We start from the raw sequence: 22,254 nt of genomic DNA on the forward strand, positions 1-22,254 counted from the left end.
GGTGGGTATTTATGGTAATTACTCACCGGACTATATCTTGAGGAGGAAGGGTATGAAGGAGAAGAATTCAGTTTGGAAAAAGAGGCTGATGAACAGCACTCTAGCTGTGGCGGTGGCCGTACCACTTCAGCTGTTCACGTTCGGAGCCGGTTCGGCGGTATTCGCAGAAGGACCAAACGATCCTGCGCCGTACATTGAGGCCAAAGTCGTCAATGAGCATGCAGGCCAGAAGATCCTGTTCGACAACACCCATGAGCAGACTGCGGGAGCAGCCGATTGGGTGATTGACGGCGCTTTTTCAGACTTTGGGAATGCCCTTGCCCAGGAAGGCTATTATGTTAAAGAACTCCGCAAGACGACTCCAATTACTTTGAGTGATCTTTCCGATTATGATGTCTACATCGTCGCCGAATCCAACGTGCCCTACAAAGCAAGCGAGCAGCTTGCGATGGCGGAATATGTGGAGGATGGCGGCAGTATTTTCTTCATCGGCGACCATTATAACGCCGACCGCAACAAAAACCGCTGGGATGGTTCAGAAGCTTTCAACGGCTACCGCCGTGGAGCGTGGGACAATCCAGCTAAAGGCATGAATGCCGATGAGGTCGCTTCTGCAGCCATGCAGGGTGTGGTTAGCTCTGACTGGCTGGCGGACGAGTTCGGTGTCCGTTTCCGCTACAATGCGCTTGGCGACATTAACGCAACCAACGTCGTGGCTCCCGATCAAGCCTTCGGCATTACAACGGGCGTATCAGCGGTAGCTATGCATGCCGGTTCCACGCTGGCCATTCTAGACCCAACCCGTGCGAAAGGTATCGTCTACCTGCCGCAAACCAATGCTGCCTGGGCCAATGCCGTAGACCAGGGGGTCTATAACGGCGGCGGTGTGGCAGAAGGTCCCTATGTGGCAGTTGCTAAAAAAGGCGCCGGCAAGGCAGCCTTCATCGGTGACTCATCTCCTGTAGAGGATGCAACACCGAAATACCTGCGCGAAGATACCGGCGCCAAGAAAACAACTTACGATGGCTTCAAGGAAGTGGACGATGCCACACTGCTGGTTAACACCGTGAACTGGCTCGCCGAGCAGGAGAGCTATACGGATTTCACCCAGGTGAATGGCCTGACGCTAGATCAGCCGACAACACTGCTGCCATTCGAGGAGCCGGCGCTGTCCACTGAGCCGCAGCCGGAGCCTTGGGCTCAACCTAATGCTGGCTACAAATGGTATGATCGCAGCACCTTCAAAGCAGGCTCCTACGGCGGACCGGCAGCCACTGCAAGTGCGGTTTATAACTTCACGCACCAGGCTGTGCTGCCAAATGCACAGAATTTTCAGATTCGGGTGAGTGCAGATAATCTTCCTGCAGGCACAAGCGTATCCGGCTTCCAGGTAGGTGTCTACCAGGTAAGCAGCGGCGCCCAAATCGCCAAGATTCAGAACAGCGACGGTACCTGGCCAAGCAGCTACGGCTATAGCTCCTCATTCAATCTGACAGCTGATCTGAACGGTCATGCCTATAAGGATCTGACGATCCAGATCAAGCCGGGCACCACAGCTGCATCCAATCTGCGCCTCCGCCAGAACAGTACAAACCTCAAGACTGAATCGGTGACGCTGGGCAATGTTCCTGCTGAACCGCTTCCGGCTGAGGAAGATCCCATTCCGGCTACAATCTCTATCAGCGACTCCCGGGCTAAGGCAGCCGGATCACTGGTAACGGTGGAGGGGACCGTGACGACTGAGCCGGGTATCTTCGGCGGACAGTCCTTCTATCTCCAAGATGGAACCGGTGGGGTTTATGTCTTTCAGAGTCAGAGCGGCTTCCACGTTGGCGATAAGGTCAAGGTAACAGCGTCCACCGCATTGTACAACACAGAGCTGGAGCTGACAGAAGCAGTGCAAATTGCGAAGACGGGCACGGCGACACTGCCGCAGCCGATTGCGGCGAGTATGGTGAATGATGCCAACCAAGGCCAATTGGTTCAACTGAACGGTGTGACCGTGGCGAACATTATCAACGCTACGCCAAGCGGCTCCTTTGAATTCGACGCCGTCAATGCCGACGGGACAAGCAATCATGTGCGCGTGGATGCCCGGACAGGCATTACTAAGGATAACTTCCCTTATACAGAAGGACAGAAACTTAATATTACAGGTGTTTCCGCAATTTTTAAAGGCATCTACCAGCTCAAGCCGAGAAGCCTCGATGACTTCGCCGCAGCAGCAGAAGAGGGGGCTCCGGTAACAACGGCGACGCTTTCTGCCGAGCCTAATGCTTCCGGCTGGTTTAACCAGCCGGTCACCGTTACCCTGAAGGCGAATACAAATACAGCTAATGTTTATTACTCGCTGAACGGCAACAAGGAAGCTGAGTACAGTACACCTGTGGACCTGAAGGATGATGGGCGGCATACATTGACATACCATGCTGTGCCGGCAAAAGGCAAAGTGGAAGATCTAAAGACGCTGAACCTCAATATTGATACGGCTCCACCGGTTGCCGAACTGAAAGAATCCGGTCATGAGGTGAGAGATGTAGAAGAAGGAGCACAGCTTTCCTTTGAATTGACTGCTGACGATGTATTGTCAGGTGTCACCTCGAAACAGCTTCTATTAGATGGAAGACCGATTGCCGAAGGCCAGACCCTGAGCGCCGCCGATTTAGGCGCCGGCCCCCACACCGTGAAATACATCGTGCATGACGCGGCCGGCAATACGACTGAAAAGAGCAATACGTTCCAGGTTATTGGCGGCCAGGTGATTGCGACTGGTAAGCCAGGACAAGCTGTGCTATCCTCCAACAGCAGCTATGCTAATGGACTTAGTGATGGTAACTATACAGTCACCATGAACCTATGGTGGGGTAATAACGGCACGAGTTACAAACTCTATGAGAACGGCACACTGATTGATTCCAAGACACTGAAAGATGTATCGCCGGCTGCCCAGACGGCAAGTACAGAGCTTCATGGTAAGGTGAACGGCACTTATGTTTACACTGCGGAGTTAATCAACAAATATGGCACGACCAAGAGCGATCCGCTTACGGTCACCATAAGTGACTCCGCGCCGGGCAAGCCGATACTATCCGAAGATAACTGGGACGGAGATGGCACCTATAAGGTGTCGATGAATCTGTGGTGGGGGACTAACGCTACAGAATACCGCCTGTATGAGAACGGGGAGCTCATCGACTCGCAGCCGCTGAATGCCCATACGCCTTCGGCACAAAGTGCAGCAACCACTATCAGCGGACGCACTGCCGGTGTGTACGAATATCGGGCGGAGCTGGTCAACGCGGCGGGAGTGACTGCCAGTGATACGATCAAGGTAACGGTCATCCGCTAAACAGACTGACAGTAACAATAAAAGTAAAAAACGAAGAGCGCCGGATTCCAGGCCGCTCTTCGTTTTTTACATTACCATTAGTTCAATTGTGCCTCGCAAAAAGCCCTGGTTCGCACCAGGGCTGCAAATCATGTGGATTATAGGCCGCTATCATCGGTAGTTTCGTAACCATAGTCGAAGGTCTCGATAGTACCATCATCATATTGAAGTGTGAGCTGGTCAATAATAATCGTATGTATTGTATTCTGATATGTAAAATCACTGAAAATAAATAAAGTATCATTGGGCTCAACCGGCCCCACATATTTAAGCGAAAAGCTGCTCTTACCGTTCAGCTGATCATTGGAAGGATCGCCTACTGGATTAAACGTGCTGATGTGGGCAGTGTAATAATTGATCCTTTTTCCAGTTAAGTTGTCAGCTTCCCAAGTAAGCTTAACAGCATCGGCAGAGTTCGTACTATACTTGAATTCTAATGGCGCACCAATCCCTTGACCGGATGGGGTATCTGCTACTGACAGATCTTCAGAGTCATCACCAACGGGTCCAGTATCATCGTCCGAAGGCATATCTTCCAAGACAACGGCTTCCGGGGAAGGTGAAGGTGAAGATTCAGTAGGATCTGATTCAATAGGATTGGATCCAGTAGTGTTGGATTCAGCAGCAATAGCAGCTTTATCTGCGGTACTAGGCGGTATTTCTTCGATAACGGGATTACTTGCCACAGTCTGCCCATTCAAGCGTGTTTCAACGCTAGGGGCCACGTAAATTCCTAAAAGAAAAGCTATCATAATGGATAAAACATAGATGAGGACTAGATTGAACCGACTCAAATACACACTTCCTTTATTGTTATTTTTAATATGAACCTACTTATAATGACATGATTCCTAAGGATTTGACAATATTATTGTGAAAAATAGTTGCGACTGTGCAGAGACCAAATGTTTAAAGATCAACTCATTTAATAGGGGTTGATTTTTTTATGTCCTACATAAAATAAATCAATTTAAGACTATTAATTTAAAAAGATTATGCTATAATCGTAATTATTACGATTAAGATTTTGGAGTTGAATGCCATCAATCGATACTTGTTGCAACGCTTATTGCAGCTCATCCCCGTGCTGCTCGGCATCTCTTGCATTACCTTTGCGCTGATGCATTTAACACCAGGTGATCCAGCGGAGATCATGCTGCGTGCTGACGGCATCAAACCTACGCAGGAAGCTATTGAGGCGACCAGACATACACTTGGTCTGGATGGTCCTGTACATAAGCAATATTTTCACTGGTTGAACCGGGTATCCCATCTCGATTTTGGCTTATCTTACAGCAACGGTCGTCCAGTGTTCACAGAGCTGATGAGTCGTTTTCCGGCAACTATACTGCTCAGTGCCTGTTCCGTATTGTCCGCTATTCTTATTGCCCTGCCGATAGGAGTGGGGTCTGCATTATATCCGGGTAGAATGCTTGATCGACTGGGAAGAGTATGTGCAATGCTCAGTGTTTCAATGCCAGGATACTGGCTAAGTCTGCTTCTGATTTATTATGGTGCGGTGAAGTTTAAGCTATTTCCTGTGATGGGAATGGATGGGGTATCCAGTGTCATTCTACCTGCCTTCACACTAGGATTTGGTATGGCAGGAGTCTACATCCGCTTGATTCGTTCCAGTCTCCTAGACGTTTTGGGCAAGCGTTACATCACAGCAGCTAGAGCTAAGGGGCTGCAGGAATGGAGAATAATCATTCGGCATGCACTTCGTAATGCGCTTCTTCCGAGTCTTACCCTCCTTGGGGTTAACATAGCGGGGCTATTAGGCGGTTCCGTTATTGTTGAAACTATATTTTCTTGGCCGGGAATTGGTAAGTATGCCGTTGAGGCGATTTTTGCGAAAGACTATATTGTCATTCAGGGTTACGTATTATGGATGGCTGTTGTCGTTGTCCTGATTAACTTGACAGTGGATTTATTACATCTGCTGCTGGATCCGCGAATCAGGCTGCGGTGACGATTTAGAAGGAGCGGATTGTCATATTTCGTATTAGCTTATTTAAGAATAAGGGAGCAAGGTTAGGAGCGGGCATAGTACTTTTGTTCATATCCGTTGGACTCTTTGCCCCATGGCTTTCACCTTCCGATCCGCTGCAGATTCACATGGAACACAAACTGGCTATACCTTCCTGGCAATACCCGCTCGGTACGGATCATCTGGGACGCTGTGTCTTATCCCGGTTAATCTATGGGACCCGAACCTCCCTAAATTATTCGTTTATGGTGTTGATCGTTGTTTTTGCGATTAGCATCCCTGTTGGTTTACTGGCTGGTTACGCTGGCGGCAAGATCGATCATTTGATTATGCGGATCATAGATATATTGCTTGCCTTTCCCAGCTTAATCCTATCACTTGCTATTACAGCCATGCTAGGTCCCAGTATGAAGAATCTGCTAATCGCATTTGCTGCTGTCTGGTGGACGGGGTATGCCAGAGTGATACGCAGTATGGTCCTTCAAATCAAGGAAAGTGAATATATTACAGCGGCCAAAGCGTCAGGCACTTCTCATTTACAAATTATTTTCAGGCATATTCTGCTGAACGCAGCCCGGCCTATTCTGGTTCTTGCTTCTATGGAAGTGGGTACGATTATGCTCTCCATTGCGGGTTTGTCCTTTCTGGGTTTGGGAGCTCAGCCGCCTACACCGGAATGGGGAGTAATGCTGAACGACAGCCGTGCCTATATTCAAACGGAGCCGCGGTTGATGCTATTTCCGGGAATGATGATCATGCTGGCGGTTCTGGGCTTTAATCTGTTGGGAGAAGGCTTGCGACAACCAGAGCGTGCTTTCAATTCTGTAGTAAAGTGGGGGGCCAGAATATGATGGCAGAGTCTCCACTGCTGAAGGTCAGTCATTTACGCACCTGCTTTCACACAGGCAGTTATAAAGTTACAGCGGTTGATGATGTCAGTATCGAGGTGAAATCCCGGCAGATTGTCGCACTTGTAGGTGAGAGCGGCAGCGGTAAAAGTGTTACGGCAATGTCCATATTAGGATTAGTAGATTCTCCAGGCATAGTTGAGAGTGGAGAAATCTGGCTTAAGGGTAACAATCTACGTGAGTGCTCCAGCCGTCAGTTACAGAAACTTCGGGGAACAGAAATGGCTGTTATCTTTCAAGATCCTATGAACGCGCTGAATCCGGTACTTACTATTGGCAGGCAGATCATGGAGACGATTAAACTGCACAAGCGTATATCGGGAAAAGAAGCAAAGCTGCTTGCCATGAGGCAGATGGAGCAAGCAGGGCTCAGCGAGCCTAAATTGCTTTTCAATAAATATCCTTTTCAAATTAGCGGTGGTATGTGTCAAAGAGTAATGATCGCCATCGCCCTGGTATCCGGAGCACAATTGCTAATTGCAGATGAGCCTACAACGGCATTGGATGTAACCATTCAAGCCCAGATTCTTAAAGAGCTAGACCGAATCAGATGGACGAACAATGTCGGCATCCTATTAATTACCCATGATCTTGGCGTTGTTGCGGAGCTTGCAGATTATGTATATGTGATGAAGTCCGGGAAGATTGTGGAATCAGGCAATGTGTTTGAACTCTTTTCTAATCCCGTGCATCCCTATACTAAATACTTAATGGAGTGCAGATAACAACGGTAATATTACATTTTTCAGGGACGTGGTGATCTTGAAGTTATTGAAAGCGGTAAGCCTGAACAAGAAATATGGGATGGAAAGGGGGTGGTTCACACGTAATGCCAGAAGTGTTCATGCCGTCAACAACCTGTCTCTCAGTCTGGAGAGCGGTGAGACCCTTGGTTTAGTGGGGGAAAGTGGCTGTGGTAAGAGCACTTTGGCCAGACTTCTGCTGGGACTGGAGAAACCATCCTCCGGAAGAGTTATGTACCGGAACGAGGATTATACGGATTGGACCTTTAGCGAAATGCGCATGATCCGCAGGAAGATGCAGATGGTGTTTCAGAACAGTCTGGCTTCATTTAATCCGTTGTTTACGGTAGAGCAAATTATCGGGGAGCCTCTTCGAAACTATGGAGAGAGGAAGGCTGGAGCCCGCAGGGCCACGGTAGCAGACACACTTGAGCTTGTGGGACTTGAAAGGCGGCATATTCACCGCTATCCGCATGAACTCAGCGGCGGACAGCAGCAAAGGGTCGGAATTGCGCGCGCAATCGCCTTGCGGCCGGAGTTGATTATCTGCGATGAACCTTTCTCAAGTCTCGATGTCACCCTGCGAAAGCAAATGATGGATCTGCTGCAGGAATTGAAGCATGAGCTGGGATTATCCTATGTATTCATTACACATGACTTGTCAGTTGTAAATCGTTTTTGCGACAGTGTGGCTGTGATGTGTCAAGGGGAAATTGTAGAGAAGCAATCGGGTGCAACCATGTTGCAGCAAGCAGACCACCCTTATACAAAAACATTGCTCTCCTCGGTACCTGTGCAGGACCCCCGCTTAAGAAAGAAGAGACTGGGAGAGGAGTGGCAACCCAGCCATTCCTATGATGTTAAGTAGAGAAAGGATGTACCAAGAATGAGAACGAACCCTAAGACAAAAAACCTATTATCAAAATCGTTATTCTTTATGCTTCTTGTAATAGTTGTGTTGATATCAGGTTGCAGCAACAGTAATAACAGCAATTCTACGGCTAGAGCCAATAATACCGCCAATAATGAAGCTGCACAAGGATCTGAAGCTCAGGACAAGACAGTCACTGTTGCTATATCGTCTGATGCCGGTATAGACCGATTGGATGCCGGTGCCTATGATGGTTCGATGAATGTGCACGCGATGATATATGAGGGGTTAGTGGAGTATGGTGAAAAAGGCGAAATACTGCCGTCGCTTGCGGAGTCTTGGGATATTTCAGAAGATGGGAAAGTATATACGTTCCATCTTCGCCATGACGTCAAATTCTCTGACGGTACGGAGTTTAATGCCGACGCAGTTAAATTCTCCTTCGAACGCTGGATTAAGGATCCAGCCAATTCGTTAAATGTAGCAACTGCGATGCAATCCCTTGTTGTTGTGGACGAACATACGATCACAATGACATTCAACAAAGCGTATTATCCCTTCTTAACCGAGTTATCCTTTGCAAGACCGGTCCGAATTATCAGCCCTTCCGCTGTGGAACCCGCAGGAGATATTACGGGTAAATTCATTAAAGCGATTGGAACTGGCGCATGGATGGCAGAGAGCTACAAAACAGATCAGGAAGCCATACTCGTCAGAAATCCGAAGTATTGGGGAGAAATGCCGAAGCTGTCGAAAATTATTTTGAAGGTAATCCCAGATCCACAGTCCAGAGTACTAGCGCTGCAAGCTGGAGACATTGACATTGCCGGGGGACAAATGGGAAAGATTCCAGTCGAAAGCGTGCCAGTGATTGAAGCGGATTCTTCACTAACTTTGCAAAAAGCACAAGGAACAAACTCTCATTTCATGATCTTTAACTACAAAACGCCCGCACTTCAAGATCTGAATGTGCGAAAAGCTATCAATTTGGCAATTAATAAAAAAAGCATTGTCGAAGATCTTATGGACGGTATCGGCAGTGAAGCTCAAAGCCTGTTCCCGCTGACAGTTCCTTATGTGACGGAGTCCAATAATACTTGGTACGGCTTCAATCCGCTGGAAGCGAAGCAACTGCTAGCAGCTGCCGGTTACACGGATTCGGACGGAGATGGAATTGTACAGAAGGACGGAGCGCAGCTTGAGCTTAACTTCGTGCTGCAGCAGGCTGAATATCCCGAATGGAAGTCCATCAGTGAACTGGTTCAGTCTGAGTTAAAGGAGATTGGCATTAGAGTGAATCTTCAGGTTCTTGAGCCGAATGCTTATTATGATGCCTTATGGACAAGCAAAGCCTATGATCTAATCATGTACCGGACTTATGATGATGCTTATAATCCGCATGCATTCTTGCTGTCCCTATTTCATAAAACAGCTGACGCATCTGCTGTCGTATGGTCTGATCCTGGACTAGAATCACTGATTGACACAGCAGTAGGAACAACCGATATTCAGGAACGTCAGACCGCATATGACTCCATTTTCTCCAAATTGTATCAGGAGGCTATGTTTGCAGCTATTTATTTCCCTGACGATATCTTGGCAGTAAATAATAGAGTGACTGGATTTAAACCGGGGTACTCCACCTTTATGCCGGTCTTCTGGAATCTACTCGACATAGGAGAAAAATGATGTTAAAAGAGATTTCGAAATACTGGACATCAAGCTCGGAGAGTTATGACAAAGTCATACAGACTCAATTCCGCAGCAAAAAAACCATAAACCTCTGGAAACAACTGCTTATTAAAGGGTTGGGAACAACTCCCCAGCAAAAGGTGCTGGATGTGGGAACAGGGCCTGGCTTTTTCTCCATACTCTTATCACAGATGGGTCATCTGCCTACAGCGGTGGATACCTCTCAGGGAATGATCGATAGAGCTTCACGAAATTTTGAGAGTTATGGATATAAAGTTCCAGCTTATGTCGCTGATGCTGCCGATTTGCATATGGAGCTAGAGAATAGCTTTGAGGCAGTGGTCTGCAGGGATGTAGTATGGACGCTTCCTGATCCACAGAGGGCTTATGCTGAATGGTATCGGATTCTAAAACCGGGCGGGACCCTGATTGTTTTTGACGGCAACTATTTGTATAAAGAGAGCAAGACTGTATTCCGTAGACTTTGGTATGCCTTGTCCTGGACACTGATTCTGCTCACAGAACAAAGAGTCCGCCAGCGAAGCAGTCAAGATAAAAGCCTGCTAAGCGAGTTGCCATATGTTAATGTATTACGGCCTGAAGCTGACGAGACAGCGCTGAAACAGGCCGGGTTCCGAACCATAGATGTTCACCGGAACTTTATCCCTGCCCGTGCGATGCCGCTAGATTATTTGAAATACGGTTACCAGAATGTAAACCGGTTCATGATACTTGCCAAGAAGGAGTGAATGATAAATGGGTATACAACAAGAGGTGGAAATGTATTGGGAAGGCGAAGCCGAGCTGTACAGCGAAGGCATTCAGAAGGAACTCAACGGATTCCAGCGGGAAGCCTGGCTGAAGCTTATTCTCACTAATGCACCGCAGAAGGAAAGACTGCATGTCCTAGATATTGGCTGCGGTCCTGGCTTCTTCTCTGTGATTCTTTCGAGTGCCGGGCATCTGGTTACTGCGATCGATTGTACCGACAATATGCTGGAAGAAGCACGTGCCCACTCCATTCGGGAAGGTGTAACCGTTACTTTCCGCAAGATGGATTCGCACAAGCTTGACTTTGCTGCGGAGAGCTTCGATCTGATCGTGTGCCGCAATGTCACCTGGAGCCTTACCGATCCGCAGTCAGCCTACAAAGAGTGGAGAAGAGTACTTAAGCCTGGGGGACGGCTGCTGGTTTTTGATGCCAACTGGAATCGCCATCTCTGGGACGAAGAGATGCAGCAAAAGCGAGTAGAGGATCAGCAAAACTATGTAGATAAGGGCTTTGGTGAACTCCCGCATCATAAGGACATAGAGGAGACAGACCGTCTGAGTCTTGTATTGCCGCTGACCAGAGAATGGCGTCCCGAGTGGGATATACGGACTCTCAAAAAAGAAGGCTTCGCTAATATTTTTGCTGAAGAGAATTTGAACGCCAAAGTACTGGATGCGAAACAGCAAGTCTTAAACCGGTCAACACCAATGTTCATGATTTGTGCTGAGAAATAATAGAATAGTGAGAACCTACACATATAATGAAGTAAACAATAAAAGCAGCGATCTCTAAATGAGAGGCGCTGCTTTTTGAGCAAAAGACAATAACATTATTTCATTTCCGATTTGATGTTGATCTAAAAACTCTTTTTTTTGACTTGTTCATATTCCGTTCATATTGTCGTCACGAAGGGTACATCTTGATTGATTACACTTTGAATATGTCGTCAAGGCGGCACTTCAGATACAGGGACAAGGAAGGGAAGAGATGAACGTGGCAAATAAGGTGGAATTAAAAACAACAGGGACTAAGAGCCACAAGAAACGGAACCTATGGTTAAAAATAATCGGAGGTATTGTAGGGGCGCTCGTGTTGTTCATGGGCATCGTTTTTATCGTTGATTCTATTAGCGATGGGGTAGAGAAAAAGAAAATCGAATCGTATGGCCAGTATGTCAATGTGGATGGAAAAAAAATGAATGTGCTTATTCAAGGCAGCGGTGAACAAACGGTTGTACTCCTACCGGGACAAGGAACCCCGACGCCTGCACTTGATTTCAAATTGCTGATCGATGAAATTACCCCTAATTATAAAGTCGTGGTGGTCGAGCCTTTCGGTTATGGTTTGAGCGATGAAACCGAGAAGGAGAGAACGACTGAGAATATAGTAAGTGAGGTTCACGAAGCAGTGCAGCAACTGGGTTTAGACCGTTACATTCTAATGGGACATTCCATCGCGGGACTTTACGGAGCGACCTATGTGAACACATATCCGGATGAAGTTCTTGCTTTTGTCGGCATCGATAGCAGCGTTCCCAATCAACCCGGAATGGATGTCAAATTACCTTTGAACGCCATGAAATTTCTTCAAAAATCAGGTCTAATGAGATTGGTCCAAAAAGTGAGCGGAGATCCCTATGAATCGCTTGCGTTCGATGAGCATACCAAAGAACAGATGCGTTTGATTTCGAATCAAGTCGCGACCAATCCAACGTTGATGAATGAACTGGGCCACCTCGGTTCCAATTTCAAAAATGGAGAAAAACTCACAATGCCAAATGACTTGCCGCTGCTTCTCTTCGTTCAATCGAACAACGAGCACAATAAACAGTGGATTCCGCTGCATGAGGAGCAAGTCAAACAATCCGCACAGGGCAAAATGATCCCAATGGAGGGGTCACATTATCTGCATCATACAAAATACAAAGAAATCGCTGAGGCATTCAAAGAATACATGAAACAAATTCAAATTCAATAGTAGGGTTGATAATTAAACTGCGGAGCCGAACTTGGTTCCGTGGTTTCTTTGTTTTTTCATTTATAAACACGATTTTTAAACCTTATTCCTGGGACATTGGAGTATGGTATACCTCAACACAAATTTTGGTCATTTCGTCAATGGATTTTGCAAAGTCTGATTGTATCCATTTAAGGAGAACATTATAGAGGGCCCCCGCTTTAAAGTATATTCGGTACACATTCTCGTCGCTTTTGTCATGAGCAGTAGAAAGCATCATTTCATTCAAGCAATCCAGAATTACATGATCAAACTTTGCACTCTGAAGTGCTTTGTAGATGTTCCGCTGCTGAAAAATAACTTCAAAAAGCACTTTGATAAATTTTTGAGGTTCTTTAGCTTTGCCTGTTAATTCATTGGTGTAAGGTAAGAGTTTTTGATTAATTTCGAAAATAAGCGAATCGACCAAATCCACCAGGATCTCTTGCTTGGAGGAATAGTTGTTGTAATAGGCTGTTCGAGAAACCCCTGCGCGCTTCACAATATCGGTGATGGTGATTTTGTCAAAAGGCTGTTCCTGGATCAAGAAGACTAATGCCGTACAGATGGCTTCTCTTGTCAAACGGTTGGTTTCTTTATTGGAACGATGCTGAGAGGTATTTGGACTGTATAATTCATGATTTGAGATGACATTTCCCCTCCATTTGTACATTCTGATGTTCGTTTCATTGTTTTTCATGAGTATTTTCAATATGCTAAAACCATAAGGCATTACAAATGTAATGTCAAAATAATCGTTAGTTAAAATGGGAGGGCGTCATGTTAGAAATCTTATATAGACGATTGTCAGCGGTGCTGCTTTTGATCCTAGCACTATGTGCTACGGTATTCATTGGCAAAGAAACGGTAATCTCAATCGTGACCATCATCTTTTTATTAGCAGAATTAGGCATCTCTTTTTTACTATTAAAGAAGCGTGAGAAGTTACATGTAGTATTTATTAGTGCGATGGTGGCAGAAGGGTTATTCTTACTAACAAGAAATTTTTGGCTGCTTGCGTTTTCTATCCTCTTGCTGATCATAGCGGGCATATGGAGAGGACTCTTGGGGCAAAAGGTAAGCAGAAGAGTTACTCCGTTTCTAGTGGTTCGTAAAGTGTTATTCAGCATTGCTGCACTTATCGTTACTGCACTTTGGGGTATTGGAGTCTATGCAAAACCTATTACAACACCTGTAGCATTAGCTGCTGATACGACAGTGACGATCGATGAACGTAAATTGGATTCTGCAGCAGTGATGCTCAAAGATATTGAAGTAATGAATTCTTTTGGAAGCCGTACAACCGGCTCTGAGGGTCACAATCAGTTTATTGCTTGGCTGGAGCAACAGGTAACGGATATGGGGCTGCAAGTATTTCGTGATCGCTATACTTTTGACCGATGGGAAGAAAAGAACAGTGCTTTAATGATTGATCAGCAGGCAATTCATGTCTCTTCAGCTTTTCCCTATTCCGGAGAAACTGACGAAAAAGGTGTAACTGGGGAGCTGGTGTATACGAAGCGTGGTGAATATGGCCAGGCCAGCGGAAAAATTGCTGTCATTGAAATTGAGAATTTCAGAAATTTTCCAAGTGGGATCGTTATGAATATGCGGGATTCATCACCAATGGACAACCAAATTGCCCCAAATGAAGGCGATCTGGTCCTCACTACAGCTTTAAAAGAAGCTAAATTGGAGCAAGCGAAGGAAAAGGGCGTAAAAGCTGTTGTTTTAGTCTGGAAAGGGGTATCTGACGATAAGGTTGAAGAGCAATATGTACCTTTTACCACCGATTATGCTGGAATCCCTGCGATTTGGGTGAATGAAACGGAAGGGAAAAAGGTGATCAGCGCAGCTCAGGAGCATAAAGAAGGTACGGTTATTTTAGAAGCGGAAATACAAAAAGATGCCCCAACAGAATCCTTTTTTGTGAAAATTGACGGTAAGAATAAAGACGAAGCAATTATCGTAAATACTCATACGGATGGGATAAATGTGGTGGAGGAGAATGGCGCTGTGGGCATGCTGTCTATGATTCGTTACTTACAGCAGGAGCAGCCGGAACGTACGATGATATTTGCTTTTGTGACAGGGCATTTTAGATTACCGGAGTTCAAAGGGGCCTCTCAGGCAACTTCCACCTGGATGGAGGGGCATCGAGAGCTGTGGGATGGCAAGAATGGCCATTTAAAAGCTGTAGCTGGAATTACGGTCGAGCATTTAGGCAGCATGGAGTGGAAGGACGATGATTCGGGTTCCTATGGTCCAACTGGACAAATAAGTACAGAATATACCTATGCGGGCAATGAAATGATGGCAGCCATTTGGCTGAAGGCTATTGAAAAGACAGATAGCACACGTACTGTATTATTGCGTGGACATAACAAGTTTGAGTTTGGAGAGAGTCAGCCCTTATTTGAAGCAGGGATACCGGTGATTGGTTTCATTCCAATGCCCGACTATCTGCTCGTGGATAGTGACAACAGAGAGAGGGACAAATTTGATGCAAAGCTAATGCATACGCAAATTGTATCGTTGCTGAAAGCGGTCAAGCTAGTGGACGGAACGGAGACGACTAAGCTTGGGAAGTCAGATGGGTATTCTTTTTTCTACGGTCGTACTAAATGATATTGGCAGATCAAGATTTGTCATGACGAAGATGACATTAGCTTTAATTCAAAAAACACTGATGATTTGAGTCAGTGTTTTTTTGTTGCAAAAGGGGGATATATTACGGCTCAAAATGAGAAAATATCGTTTTTTTGCCAGCATCGAAGTAGGAGGGAACTTGTGACATCACATATACACTAATCAATCAATAGCTCCTTCGGGTACTTTTTGTGTTATTCACTGAGTTGTCAGAAAGATTTGACCCTTTCTTGAACGTTTAGGGATTAAGAGATATCTGTGATTGAATTACTTGCAATTTAAGATAAGATGATTTTAATTATTAGGTCACATTATAATTTTGACTGCTCAGTATCAGATAAATCGGGCTCGCCAACTCTTGCTTTGTGAATTTTTTCTCTTTTTACATAGCAAAGAACGATGAACGTCATACTAAAACGAACAGGCAACGATGTCGCTGAACCTTGCTAAACCTGATATTGAATGCAGCCAACAGTTAGCAGGCCTAATCATAGAAAAATGAACAGTGTTTTGAAGGGAGCAGTAAAGAATGGCAATTGATACGGTGCTATGGAGCAGGCTGGTGACAGGCTTGACTCTCGGGTTCCACGTTATTTTTGCGACGATTGGCGTCGGTATACCGCTAATGATCGCTATAGCAGAGTTTATCGGGATTCGGAAGAAGGACCCCCATTATACACTTATGGCAAAGCGGTGGTCTCGAGGATTTGTCATTTCTGTGGCGGTTGGTGTCGTGACCGGTACAGCGATTTCACTACAACTGGCCCTGGTATGGCCGAATTTTATGAAACTGGCTGGGAATGTCATTGCACTTCCGTTATTCATGGAGGTGTTCGCGTTCTTCTTTGAAGCTATCTTCTTGGGCATTTATTTGTATACGTGGGGTCGGTTCAAAAATCCGTATATCCATTGGCTGCTGACGATACCGATTGTCGCCGGGGCAGGCATGTCTGCCGTTTTTATTACGACGGTGAACGGATTCATGAACCAGCCTGAAGGCTTTGTCATGGAAGCAGGCCAATTCACAGCGATTAACCCGGTGCAAGCGATGCTGAATACGGCGACGTTCTCCAAAGTGTTCCATGTATTAAGCTCGGCCTATTTGACTGGAGCTGCCTTGTTAGCCGGGATTGCAGCCTTCGCGATGCTGAGAAAAGGTGTGTCCGCATACCACAAAAAATCTTTAAATCTAATGATGGCAGTCGTTTTACTATTCGGTTTGCTGAACACGTTAGCCGGTGATGTGTCCGCCAAGTTTTTGGCCGAGCATCAGCCAGAGAAGCTTGCAGCGGCAGAGTGGCATTTTGAGACGAGCAGCAGTGTGGATTTGGTGCTATTGGGATGGCTGAATGCAGAGCATGAAGTTCTAGGGGCTCTTCATCTGCCGAAGCTGCTCAGCTTCCTGGCCTTTGGAGACTTTAATGCAGAGGTGACGGGGCTCGAGGAATTCCCCAAGGAAGAATGGCCACCGCTTCTCGTTCATTATCTGTTTGATTTAATGGTCGGAATTGGATTTACTCTGCTCGCGATTTCGTTTCTATATTTTCTGTTTGTGTTCTGGAAAAAGCGTAATGAGCTTAACAAGTGGATGCTTCGCATCATCGCACTGAGCGCCCCTCTCGCTTTTCTGGCTGTTGAGCTGGGATGGTTTTATGCAGAGATTGGCCGACAGCCGTGGATTATCCGTGGATATATGCGTGTTGAGGAGGCTGCCACGTCTTCACCGAATGTAAGAATTATATTCTTCGCCTTATTGCTCTTGTACATCGTACTCGGCAGTATGTGTGTAATCGTGCTGAGACGCTTGTTCAACAATAATCCGGCAGAAGCTGAGATGGAGAAATGGATGAAGGATCATCCTAATCAATTTACGGAAAAGGGGGGCACTGAATGATGAGTTACGAATTGATTGGCATCTCGGTGCTCTGGCTGTTTTTGTACGGCTATTTAATTATAGCTTCCATTGATTTCGGAGCGGGCTTCTTCGCCTTTTATGCACGTTTAACAAAGCAGGATCATCTCATTAATCGTCTGATTTCCCGATATTTATCACCCGTATGGGAGATTACAAATGTATTTTTTATCTTTTTCTATATTGGCATCGTCGGTTTTTTTCCGGACACAGCCTATTATTATGGCTCCGCGTTACTTGTTCCGGGAAGCATTGCGGTGATTCTTCTTGCGATTCGCGGTTCATTCTATGCTTTTGAAAATTACGGTTCCAAGAAAAACATAGTATATCTTTTTTTGTACGGAGCTACAGGTTTGCTTATTCCAGCATCGTTGTCAGTGGCGCTAACTTTGTCTGAAGGCGGCTTTATCGTGAAGCAGGGGGAAACGGTTTCTCTAGATTACTGGGCGCTGTTTACCAATCCGTTATCGTGGAGTATCGTTGGACTGGCAATCGTGTCCGTTTTGTTCATTAGCGGCTCATTTCTGACATTTTACGCTTCTCGGGCGGAGGATCATTCCGCGTTGAAGCTGATGCGCAACTACGCCCTGTTTTGGAGCACACCGACGATAATCCTCGCACTGACAGCATTTATCTATTTGGGTCAACACAATGAGCGGCATTTTCAAAATATGATGGATTTATGGTGGTTGCTGGCACTTTCCGTTGCTTTCTTCATGATCGCGATGTGGCTATTATATAACGGACGCCGTTACGGATTAGCTTTTATATGCGTCATGTTGCAGTTTTTCTGTGCCTTTTTCGCTTATGGGATTGGGCAATACCCTTATATTCTTGATCCGTATATCACGATTCAGAGCAGTGCAACTTCACCGGCAATGGGCTTAGCGTTAGTTATTGTGTTTATCGGCGGTCTATGCCTGTTGATCCCATCCCTTATTCTGGTCTTCAAACTCTTCCTGTTTGATGCGGATTATGTTAAAGGGAAAAAATAAAGCTGATTAATCCATTACGGTATGTTTGAGGTTTCCCTACAAGCCTATAGATAAAGGAGGTGTGATCTGTGAAGAGGAAATCCAGTCTGATTTCTCAACAAATGTCTTCACAAAGGAAAAACATGGCTCTCCTCGCAATCATTTCACTAGCGCTTGGTATAGCTATTGTGAGTCAGGCTGGACTGCTTGCTGAAGCAGTCCAACGGATTTTTGTCGAGAAAGCTTCATTTTCATCGGTTATCCTGTTGCTCGGCATACTTCTAGCTGTTATGGCTGTGCGCACACTGTTGTCTTATGGAAACGGTATAGTTGGCTTACATATGGCTGCCACTGCTAAGACAAATATGCGCGCTGCCGTGCTGCAAAACTTGACTCATGCCTCCATGCCTTCAACCCTTCGTGGACAGACAGGAGGAAAGGTCAGTGTTGCTCTGGATGCTGTGGATGAGGCCGATAGTTATTTCAGTCAATACATGCCGCGTATGATGGAAGCTGCTATCATCCCGGTTCTGATTTTGGTCGTTACATTTATCCAACATGCCAACACAGGTTTCATTCTATTGTTTACTGCTCCGTTCATCCCGCTGTTCATGATTTTGGTAGGGCTGAAAACGAAGAACAAATCCGAAGAAAAATATGCGCAACTGGCTGAGTTCTCAGGGACGTTTCTGGATTCTCTTCAAGGACTGGTGACATTGAAAATATTTGGACGGGCTTACCGTCAGCAACAGGAGATCGAGCGCAGTAGCTTGGGTTATCGTGATGCCACAATGGGCATTTTGAAGATTGCGTTTACGAATACCTTCATGCTGGAATCGATCGTAATGCTTAGCATTGGCATTGTCGCTCTTGAACTGGCCATCCAGTTGCTCGTTTTCAAAGCTATGACGTTCCACACCGCCTTTCTCGTTTTGCTGCTCGTTCCCGAGTTTTACAACCTGTTAAAGAATACGGGAACGGCCTTTCACAGTGGCCGGACAAGTATGGGAGCGGTTCGTAAGGTGGAACAGATGCTTGAGGAAACGGCAGGGGGGAGCAAAAACCTGAATAGCAATGAAGGCGCAGGGACATCCACTGGAATCGACGTGATAGCCAACATAGATAAGGTTGGTGATAGGACCGACAGAATAAGCAAATTGGAACTTACCCATTCTGGAGACCTTTTAATACCGCCGTCCATCGTAATTGACCAACTCCGGTTTCAGTATGCTCCAGATTCATTCAAGCTTGAGACGGGTCGGATCCAGTTTAAACCGGGAGAACATATTGCGATTGTAGGTAAAAGTGGTTCCGGTAAAACGACTTTGCTCCATCTCATTGCCGGTCTGCTGAAACCAGAATCTGGAACGCTTCTGGTGAATGGAAGTCCACTCTCGCAATACGATGAAACTGAATGGTTCGAACATGTTAGCTACATTACGCAGCATCCGTATATTTTTGCAGGCACATTTTCTGAAAATATTGCGATTGGTGCTCGTGGGAGCATCTCCAGGGCAGAAATTGAGCGGGCGGGGGAAGAAGCAGGACTCGCTGCGCTTACAGCCCAATTAGAGCATGGATTTGATACCTTTGTTGGTGAAGGAGGCCGGGGACTGTCTGGTGGGGAAAAGCAACGGCTTGCCTTAGCACGCGCTTTTTTGAAGCGTCCTGCTATCATTTTGTTTGATGAACCCACAGTTGGACTGGATTTGCACACCGAGCGGGTACTGCAACGCTCCATAGCCAAACTGGCAAAAACGGCTACAATGATTACGGTAGCTCACCGATTATATACGATTCAACAAGCCGACAAGATTTTGTTTATGGACAATGGAGTGTTGGTGGACTCGGGACGACATGACGAGCTTCTGGAGCGCCTGCCTCAGTATGCCGAGATGATTGATGTAGAGCGGAAAGGGGGGATATCCTCATGAATGAACTGGCTGTTCTGTCAAAGGCGATGATTCAGGAGCGCAAGGATATCATTCTTTCGATTTTGGGTGGATTTATCGCCGGCATAGCCGGTGTGGCACTCTTTTCTGCGAGCGGATATCTGATTTCGCAAACGGTATTTGCGCCACCGCTTTATACTTTAATTGTACTCACCTCCATGGTCAAACTGCTGGGTCTGCTTCGGGCGGCGAGTCGTTATGGAGAACGCTTGTATTCTCACCGGGCGACATTCTCCATGCTTAGCCGTTTACGTACATCCTTTTTTGCCAAGCTTATTCCTTTAACGCCTGGTATATTGAACAAAAATCGAAGCGGGGATCTGCTTGCGCGGATCGTTGGGGATGTGGAAAGTTTGCAAAATTATTTTTTGCGAGTCGCTTATCCTCCGATCATGGTCGTCATGGTGTTTTTGGCTACGGTGCTGTTTACTTCTACCTTTTCGATCTGGATTGCCGTTTTGTTTGTACTAGGTATGCTGATAACGGCATTCGTTGTACCGGGAATTGTGTTACTCGGGCAGCGGAGAATACATGGACGCGTTCGTGAGCAGAGGGCGCAGCTGTCTACGGAAGTTACCGAAGTGTTGTACGGTTTCCGGGATTTGAAAGTATACGGTCAATTGGCACAACGGGAGGAACAGCTTCAGCACGCTTCCGCTGTATTGGCAACTGAACAGCAACGAGCAGCCGGGCACTTGTTGCGCGGGCAATCGATGCACACTTTTGTTACGTTTCTCGTTTCCTGGGGAGTGCTGACGCTCGGCGCCTATTTAATTATGGAAGGAGCGCTTGCAGGCGTATTTCTTGCCATGTTGGTCATGGCATCCCAAACCGTATTTGAAGAAGCGGCGGCTATGGCCACATTACCTGCGTATAAAGAGGACAGCGAACACGCAGCCAAACGACTGACGGAAACAGTTCAGACCTTTGATGAGCAGTCCTCGCAGCCAAGTGGCACATTGTCTGTTGATCATGCCGTTACGATGGAGCTATCCGATGTTACGTTTCAATATGAAGGGGAGTGGAGACCGGCGCTCAGGGATGTATCCCTGCACATTTTACCTGGTTCCAAAACGGCGATTGTCGGGCCGAGTGGATCAGGAAAATCAACGATTATCGAATTGCTGCTCAAGCTGCGAACACCAACGGCCGGTGATATACGGTTAAACGGCATTTCGGTGAAGGAACTGGATGAAACGAGCATTTGGCAAACGGCTACTGTAGTGTTTCAGCAAAGTCATTTCTTCCGGGGAACGATCCGAGACAACCTGCTGCTGAATGGAGAAGAACATGCAGACGAACAATTGTTGGATGTGCTAGCAAAAATGCAGCTGCCCGATACATCGTTGACCGATATGGTGTATGAAAAAGGGGAGAATCTGTCAGACGGCGAGAAGCAGAGGTTGGCTCTGGCGCGAGCGATGCTCCGTAAAGGACGGGTATGGCTTCTGGACGAACCCACTTCATCGCTGGATTATGTGACAGAGCATCATGTTTTGAAGCATCTCTACGCACAGGCGGCTAATGATACGCTTCTCCTGATTTGTCATCGGCTAACCGGATTGGAAGAGATGGACCAGATTGTGGTCATGGACCAAGGCAGGGTAGTCGAAACGGGGTCCTATTCGGAGTTGATGGGGCAAAAAGGCTATTTTTATGAGATGAAACAAATCGAACAGCAAATGATCGGAGAAGTTGAGGACTGATGATTTAGTGACCTCGACTTCCCTAAACTTCATCTCCTGAAACTATCTTACTTAAAAAAATCAGAAGTAACCCGCAGGAAACAGTTCTACAGGTTGCTTCTGATAAATTCTAAAAACTATACCCTCGCCTTGTTTTCAAAGTAACCTATTCTATAAGCCTCGCAAAGGTCTAATAACCCTACCGATTTTACCCACCTTACCGGGTAACTTTCTTATGCTCGATCTATCCAATTTGAATTTCAGAGATCCTTTTTTTGACAATATAGCATTTCTTAATTTTGATGAATTATTGGTTCTATTCGTAAAAGTTAAAGTATAATTCTGAGAATTCCCAACTTTGAGTTCACGGAAGCCTACCCTGTTACAGCCTGTGCCCTGGCATCTTTCTATCCAACACATGTTGAAGACCGCATTAGGAATATACGTGTAGAAATTACCGCTCCACGTATTTCCGGAATTGTCATACGCGTAATAATAGTAACTTTGATTTGCGGATGATCCAGTTACTATAAGTGAACTTCTGCCTGGGACTAATCGGTACCACCCTTTTTTAACATAAGTGGTAGGGCTACAAGTCGGATCATAGTGAGCAATAGCAAGCCAAATATAGTTAGAGGTATTATTTTGTACATAAAGACTCATTTATATCACTCCATTCAATAGATTTAAACACAATGTTAATATATGTAAAAATATATAGAA

Annotated in this window: 17 protein-coding genes; 14 read left to right on the top strand and 3 right to left on the bottom strand. The window is 46.1% G+C overall.

From position 1 onward, the window contains the following. The first annotated feature begins 52 nt into the window (after positions 1–52). Entirely contained in the window at positions 53–3,349 is a 3,297-nt protein-coding gene (locus MHH50_RS15710; protein WP_340033111.1) for a chitinase N-terminal domain-containing protein, read from the top strand. A 137-nt stretch (positions 3,350–3,486) separates the two neighbouring features. Here MHH50_RS15710 and MHH50_RS15715 read toward each other — a convergent pair whose 3' ends face one another. Beyond that, on the bottom strand, positions 3,487–4,140 hold the full coding sequence (locus tag MHH50_RS15715; RefSeq protein ID WP_248548635.1) for a hypothetical protein: 654 nt from the start codon (positions 4,138–4,140) through the stop codon (positions 3,487–3,489). 305 nt (positions 4,141–4,445) lie between these two features. Between MHH50_RS15715 and nikB the strand changes: the two genes are divergently transcribed. The 8 genes from nikB to MHH50_RS15755 all read left to right on the top strand — a co-directional run bounded on the left by nikB (position 4,446) and on the right by MHH50_RS15755 (position 12,341). After that, positions 4,446–5,360, top strand: a complete 915-nt coding sequence (gene nikB, locus MHH50_RS15720; protein ID WP_340033112.1) for a nickel ABC transporter permease — start codon at positions 4,446–4,448, stop codon at positions 5,358–5,360. 32 nt (positions 5,361–5,392) lie between these two features. Then, positions 5,393–6,229, top strand: coding sequence for a nickel transporter permease (gene nikC, locus MHH50_RS15725; protein WP_139330157.1), 837 nt, complete (start codon positions 5,393–5,395; stop codon positions 6,227–6,229). Continuing rightward, the gene (locus tag MHH50_RS15730; RefSeq protein WP_076126508.1) at positions 6,226–7,011 is read left to right on the top strand and encodes an ABC transporter ATP-binding protein; all 786 of its coding nucleotides are present in this window, start codon (positions 6,226–6,228) and stop codon (positions 7,009–7,011) included. Before nikC ends, MHH50_RS15730 begins: the two co-directional genes overlap by 4 nt. A 37-nt stretch (positions 7,012–7,048) precedes the next feature. Further along, positions 7,049–7,897, top strand: coding sequence for an ATP-binding cassette domain-containing protein (locus MHH50_RS15735; protein WP_076217688.1), 849 nt, complete (start codon positions 7,049–7,051; stop codon positions 7,895–7,897). A gap of 18 nt (positions 7,898–7,915) precedes the next feature. Further along, entirely contained in the window at positions 7,916–9,589 is a 1,674-nt protein-coding gene (locus MHH50_RS15740) for a nickel ABC transporter substrate-binding protein (protein WP_076277352.1), read from the top strand. After that, positions 9,586–10,341 carry a methyltransferase domain-containing protein gene (locus tag MHH50_RS15745; protein ID WP_340033113.1) on the top strand — a complete coding sequence of 252 codons (756 nt, stop codon included), beginning with the start codon at positions 9,586–9,588 and terminating at the stop codon, positions 10,339–10,341. The genes MHH50_RS15740 and MHH50_RS15745 overlap by 4 nt, the downstream gene beginning before the upstream one ends. A 7-nt stretch (positions 10,342–10,348) precedes the next feature. Beyond that, a complete protein-coding gene (locus tag MHH50_RS15750; RefSeq protein ID WP_076306592.1) occupies positions 10,349–11,098 on the top strand; it encodes a class I SAM-dependent methyltransferase in 750 nt (249 codons plus the stop codon). 253 nt (positions 11,099–11,351) lie between these two features. Then, on the top strand, positions 11,352–12,341 hold the full coding sequence (locus MHH50_RS15755) for an alpha/beta hydrolase (RefSeq protein WP_076277355.1): 990 nt from the start codon (positions 11,352–11,354) through the stop codon (positions 12,339–12,341). Positions 12,342–12,423: 82 nt separating this feature from the next. Here MHH50_RS15755 and MHH50_RS15760 read toward each other — a convergent pair whose 3' ends face one another. Next, positions 12,424–13,032 carry a TetR/AcrR family transcriptional regulator gene (locus MHH50_RS15760; RefSeq protein ID WP_081386336.1) on the bottom strand — a complete coding sequence of 203 codons (609 nt, stop codon included), beginning with the start codon at positions 13,030–13,032 and terminating at the stop codon, positions 12,424–12,426. Positions 13,033–13,139: 107 nt separating this feature from the next. Here MHH50_RS15760 and MHH50_RS15765 point away from each other — a divergent pair, with 107 nt between their 5' ends. The 5 genes from MHH50_RS15765 (at position 13,140) to cydC (ending at position 21,552) form a co-directional block, all read left to right on the top strand. Beyond that, positions 13,140–14,987 (top strand): hypothetical protein, encoded by a 1,848-nt coding sequence (locus tag MHH50_RS15765; protein ID WP_340033114.1) that lies wholly within the window; start codon positions 13,140–13,142, stop codon positions 14,985–14,987. Positions 14,988–15,537: 550 nt separating this feature from the next. Next, entirely contained in the window at positions 15,538–16,902 is a 1,365-nt protein-coding gene (locus tag MHH50_RS15770; protein WP_076126520.1) for a cytochrome ubiquinol oxidase subunit I, read from the top strand. Continuing rightward, positions 16,899–17,915, top strand: a complete 1,017-nt coding sequence (locus MHH50_RS15775) for a cytochrome d ubiquinol oxidase subunit II (RefSeq protein WP_076126522.1) — start codon at positions 16,899–16,901, stop codon at positions 17,913–17,915. Before MHH50_RS15770 ends, MHH50_RS15775 begins: the two co-directional genes overlap by 4 nt. A 68-nt stretch (positions 17,916–17,983) precedes the next feature. Further along, positions 17,984–19,828: a thiol reductant ABC exporter subunit CydD gene (gene cydD / locus MHH50_RS15780; RefSeq protein ID WP_076281797.1), complete on the top strand. Its 1,845-nt coding sequence runs from the start codon at positions 17,984–17,986 to the stop codon at positions 19,826–19,828. Further along, on the top strand, positions 19,825–21,552 hold the full coding sequence (cydC, locus tag MHH50_RS15785) for a thiol reductant ABC exporter subunit CydC (protein WP_076279705.1): 1,728 nt from the start codon (positions 19,825–19,827) through the stop codon (positions 21,550–21,552). The genes cydD and cydC overlap by 4 nt, the downstream gene beginning before the upstream one ends. 150 nt (positions 21,553–21,702) lie before the next feature. On the opposite strand, the gene MHH50_RS15790 is transcribed toward cydC, so the two are convergent. Next, the gene (locus tag MHH50_RS15790) at positions 21,703–22,194 is read right to left on the bottom strand and encodes a DUF1036 domain-containing protein (RefSeq protein ID WP_076277361.1); all 492 of its coding nucleotides are present in this window, start codon (positions 22,192–22,194) and stop codon (positions 21,703–21,705) included. Positions 22,195–22,254 lie beyond the last annotated feature (60 nt).

The organism is Paenibacillus sp. FSL H3-0302, from assembly GCF_037982245.1.
In the GTDB taxonomy this organism is placed as follows: Bacteria; Bacillota; Bacilli; order Paenibacillales; family Paenibacillaceae; genus Paenibacillus_AQ; species Paenibacillus_AQ odorifer.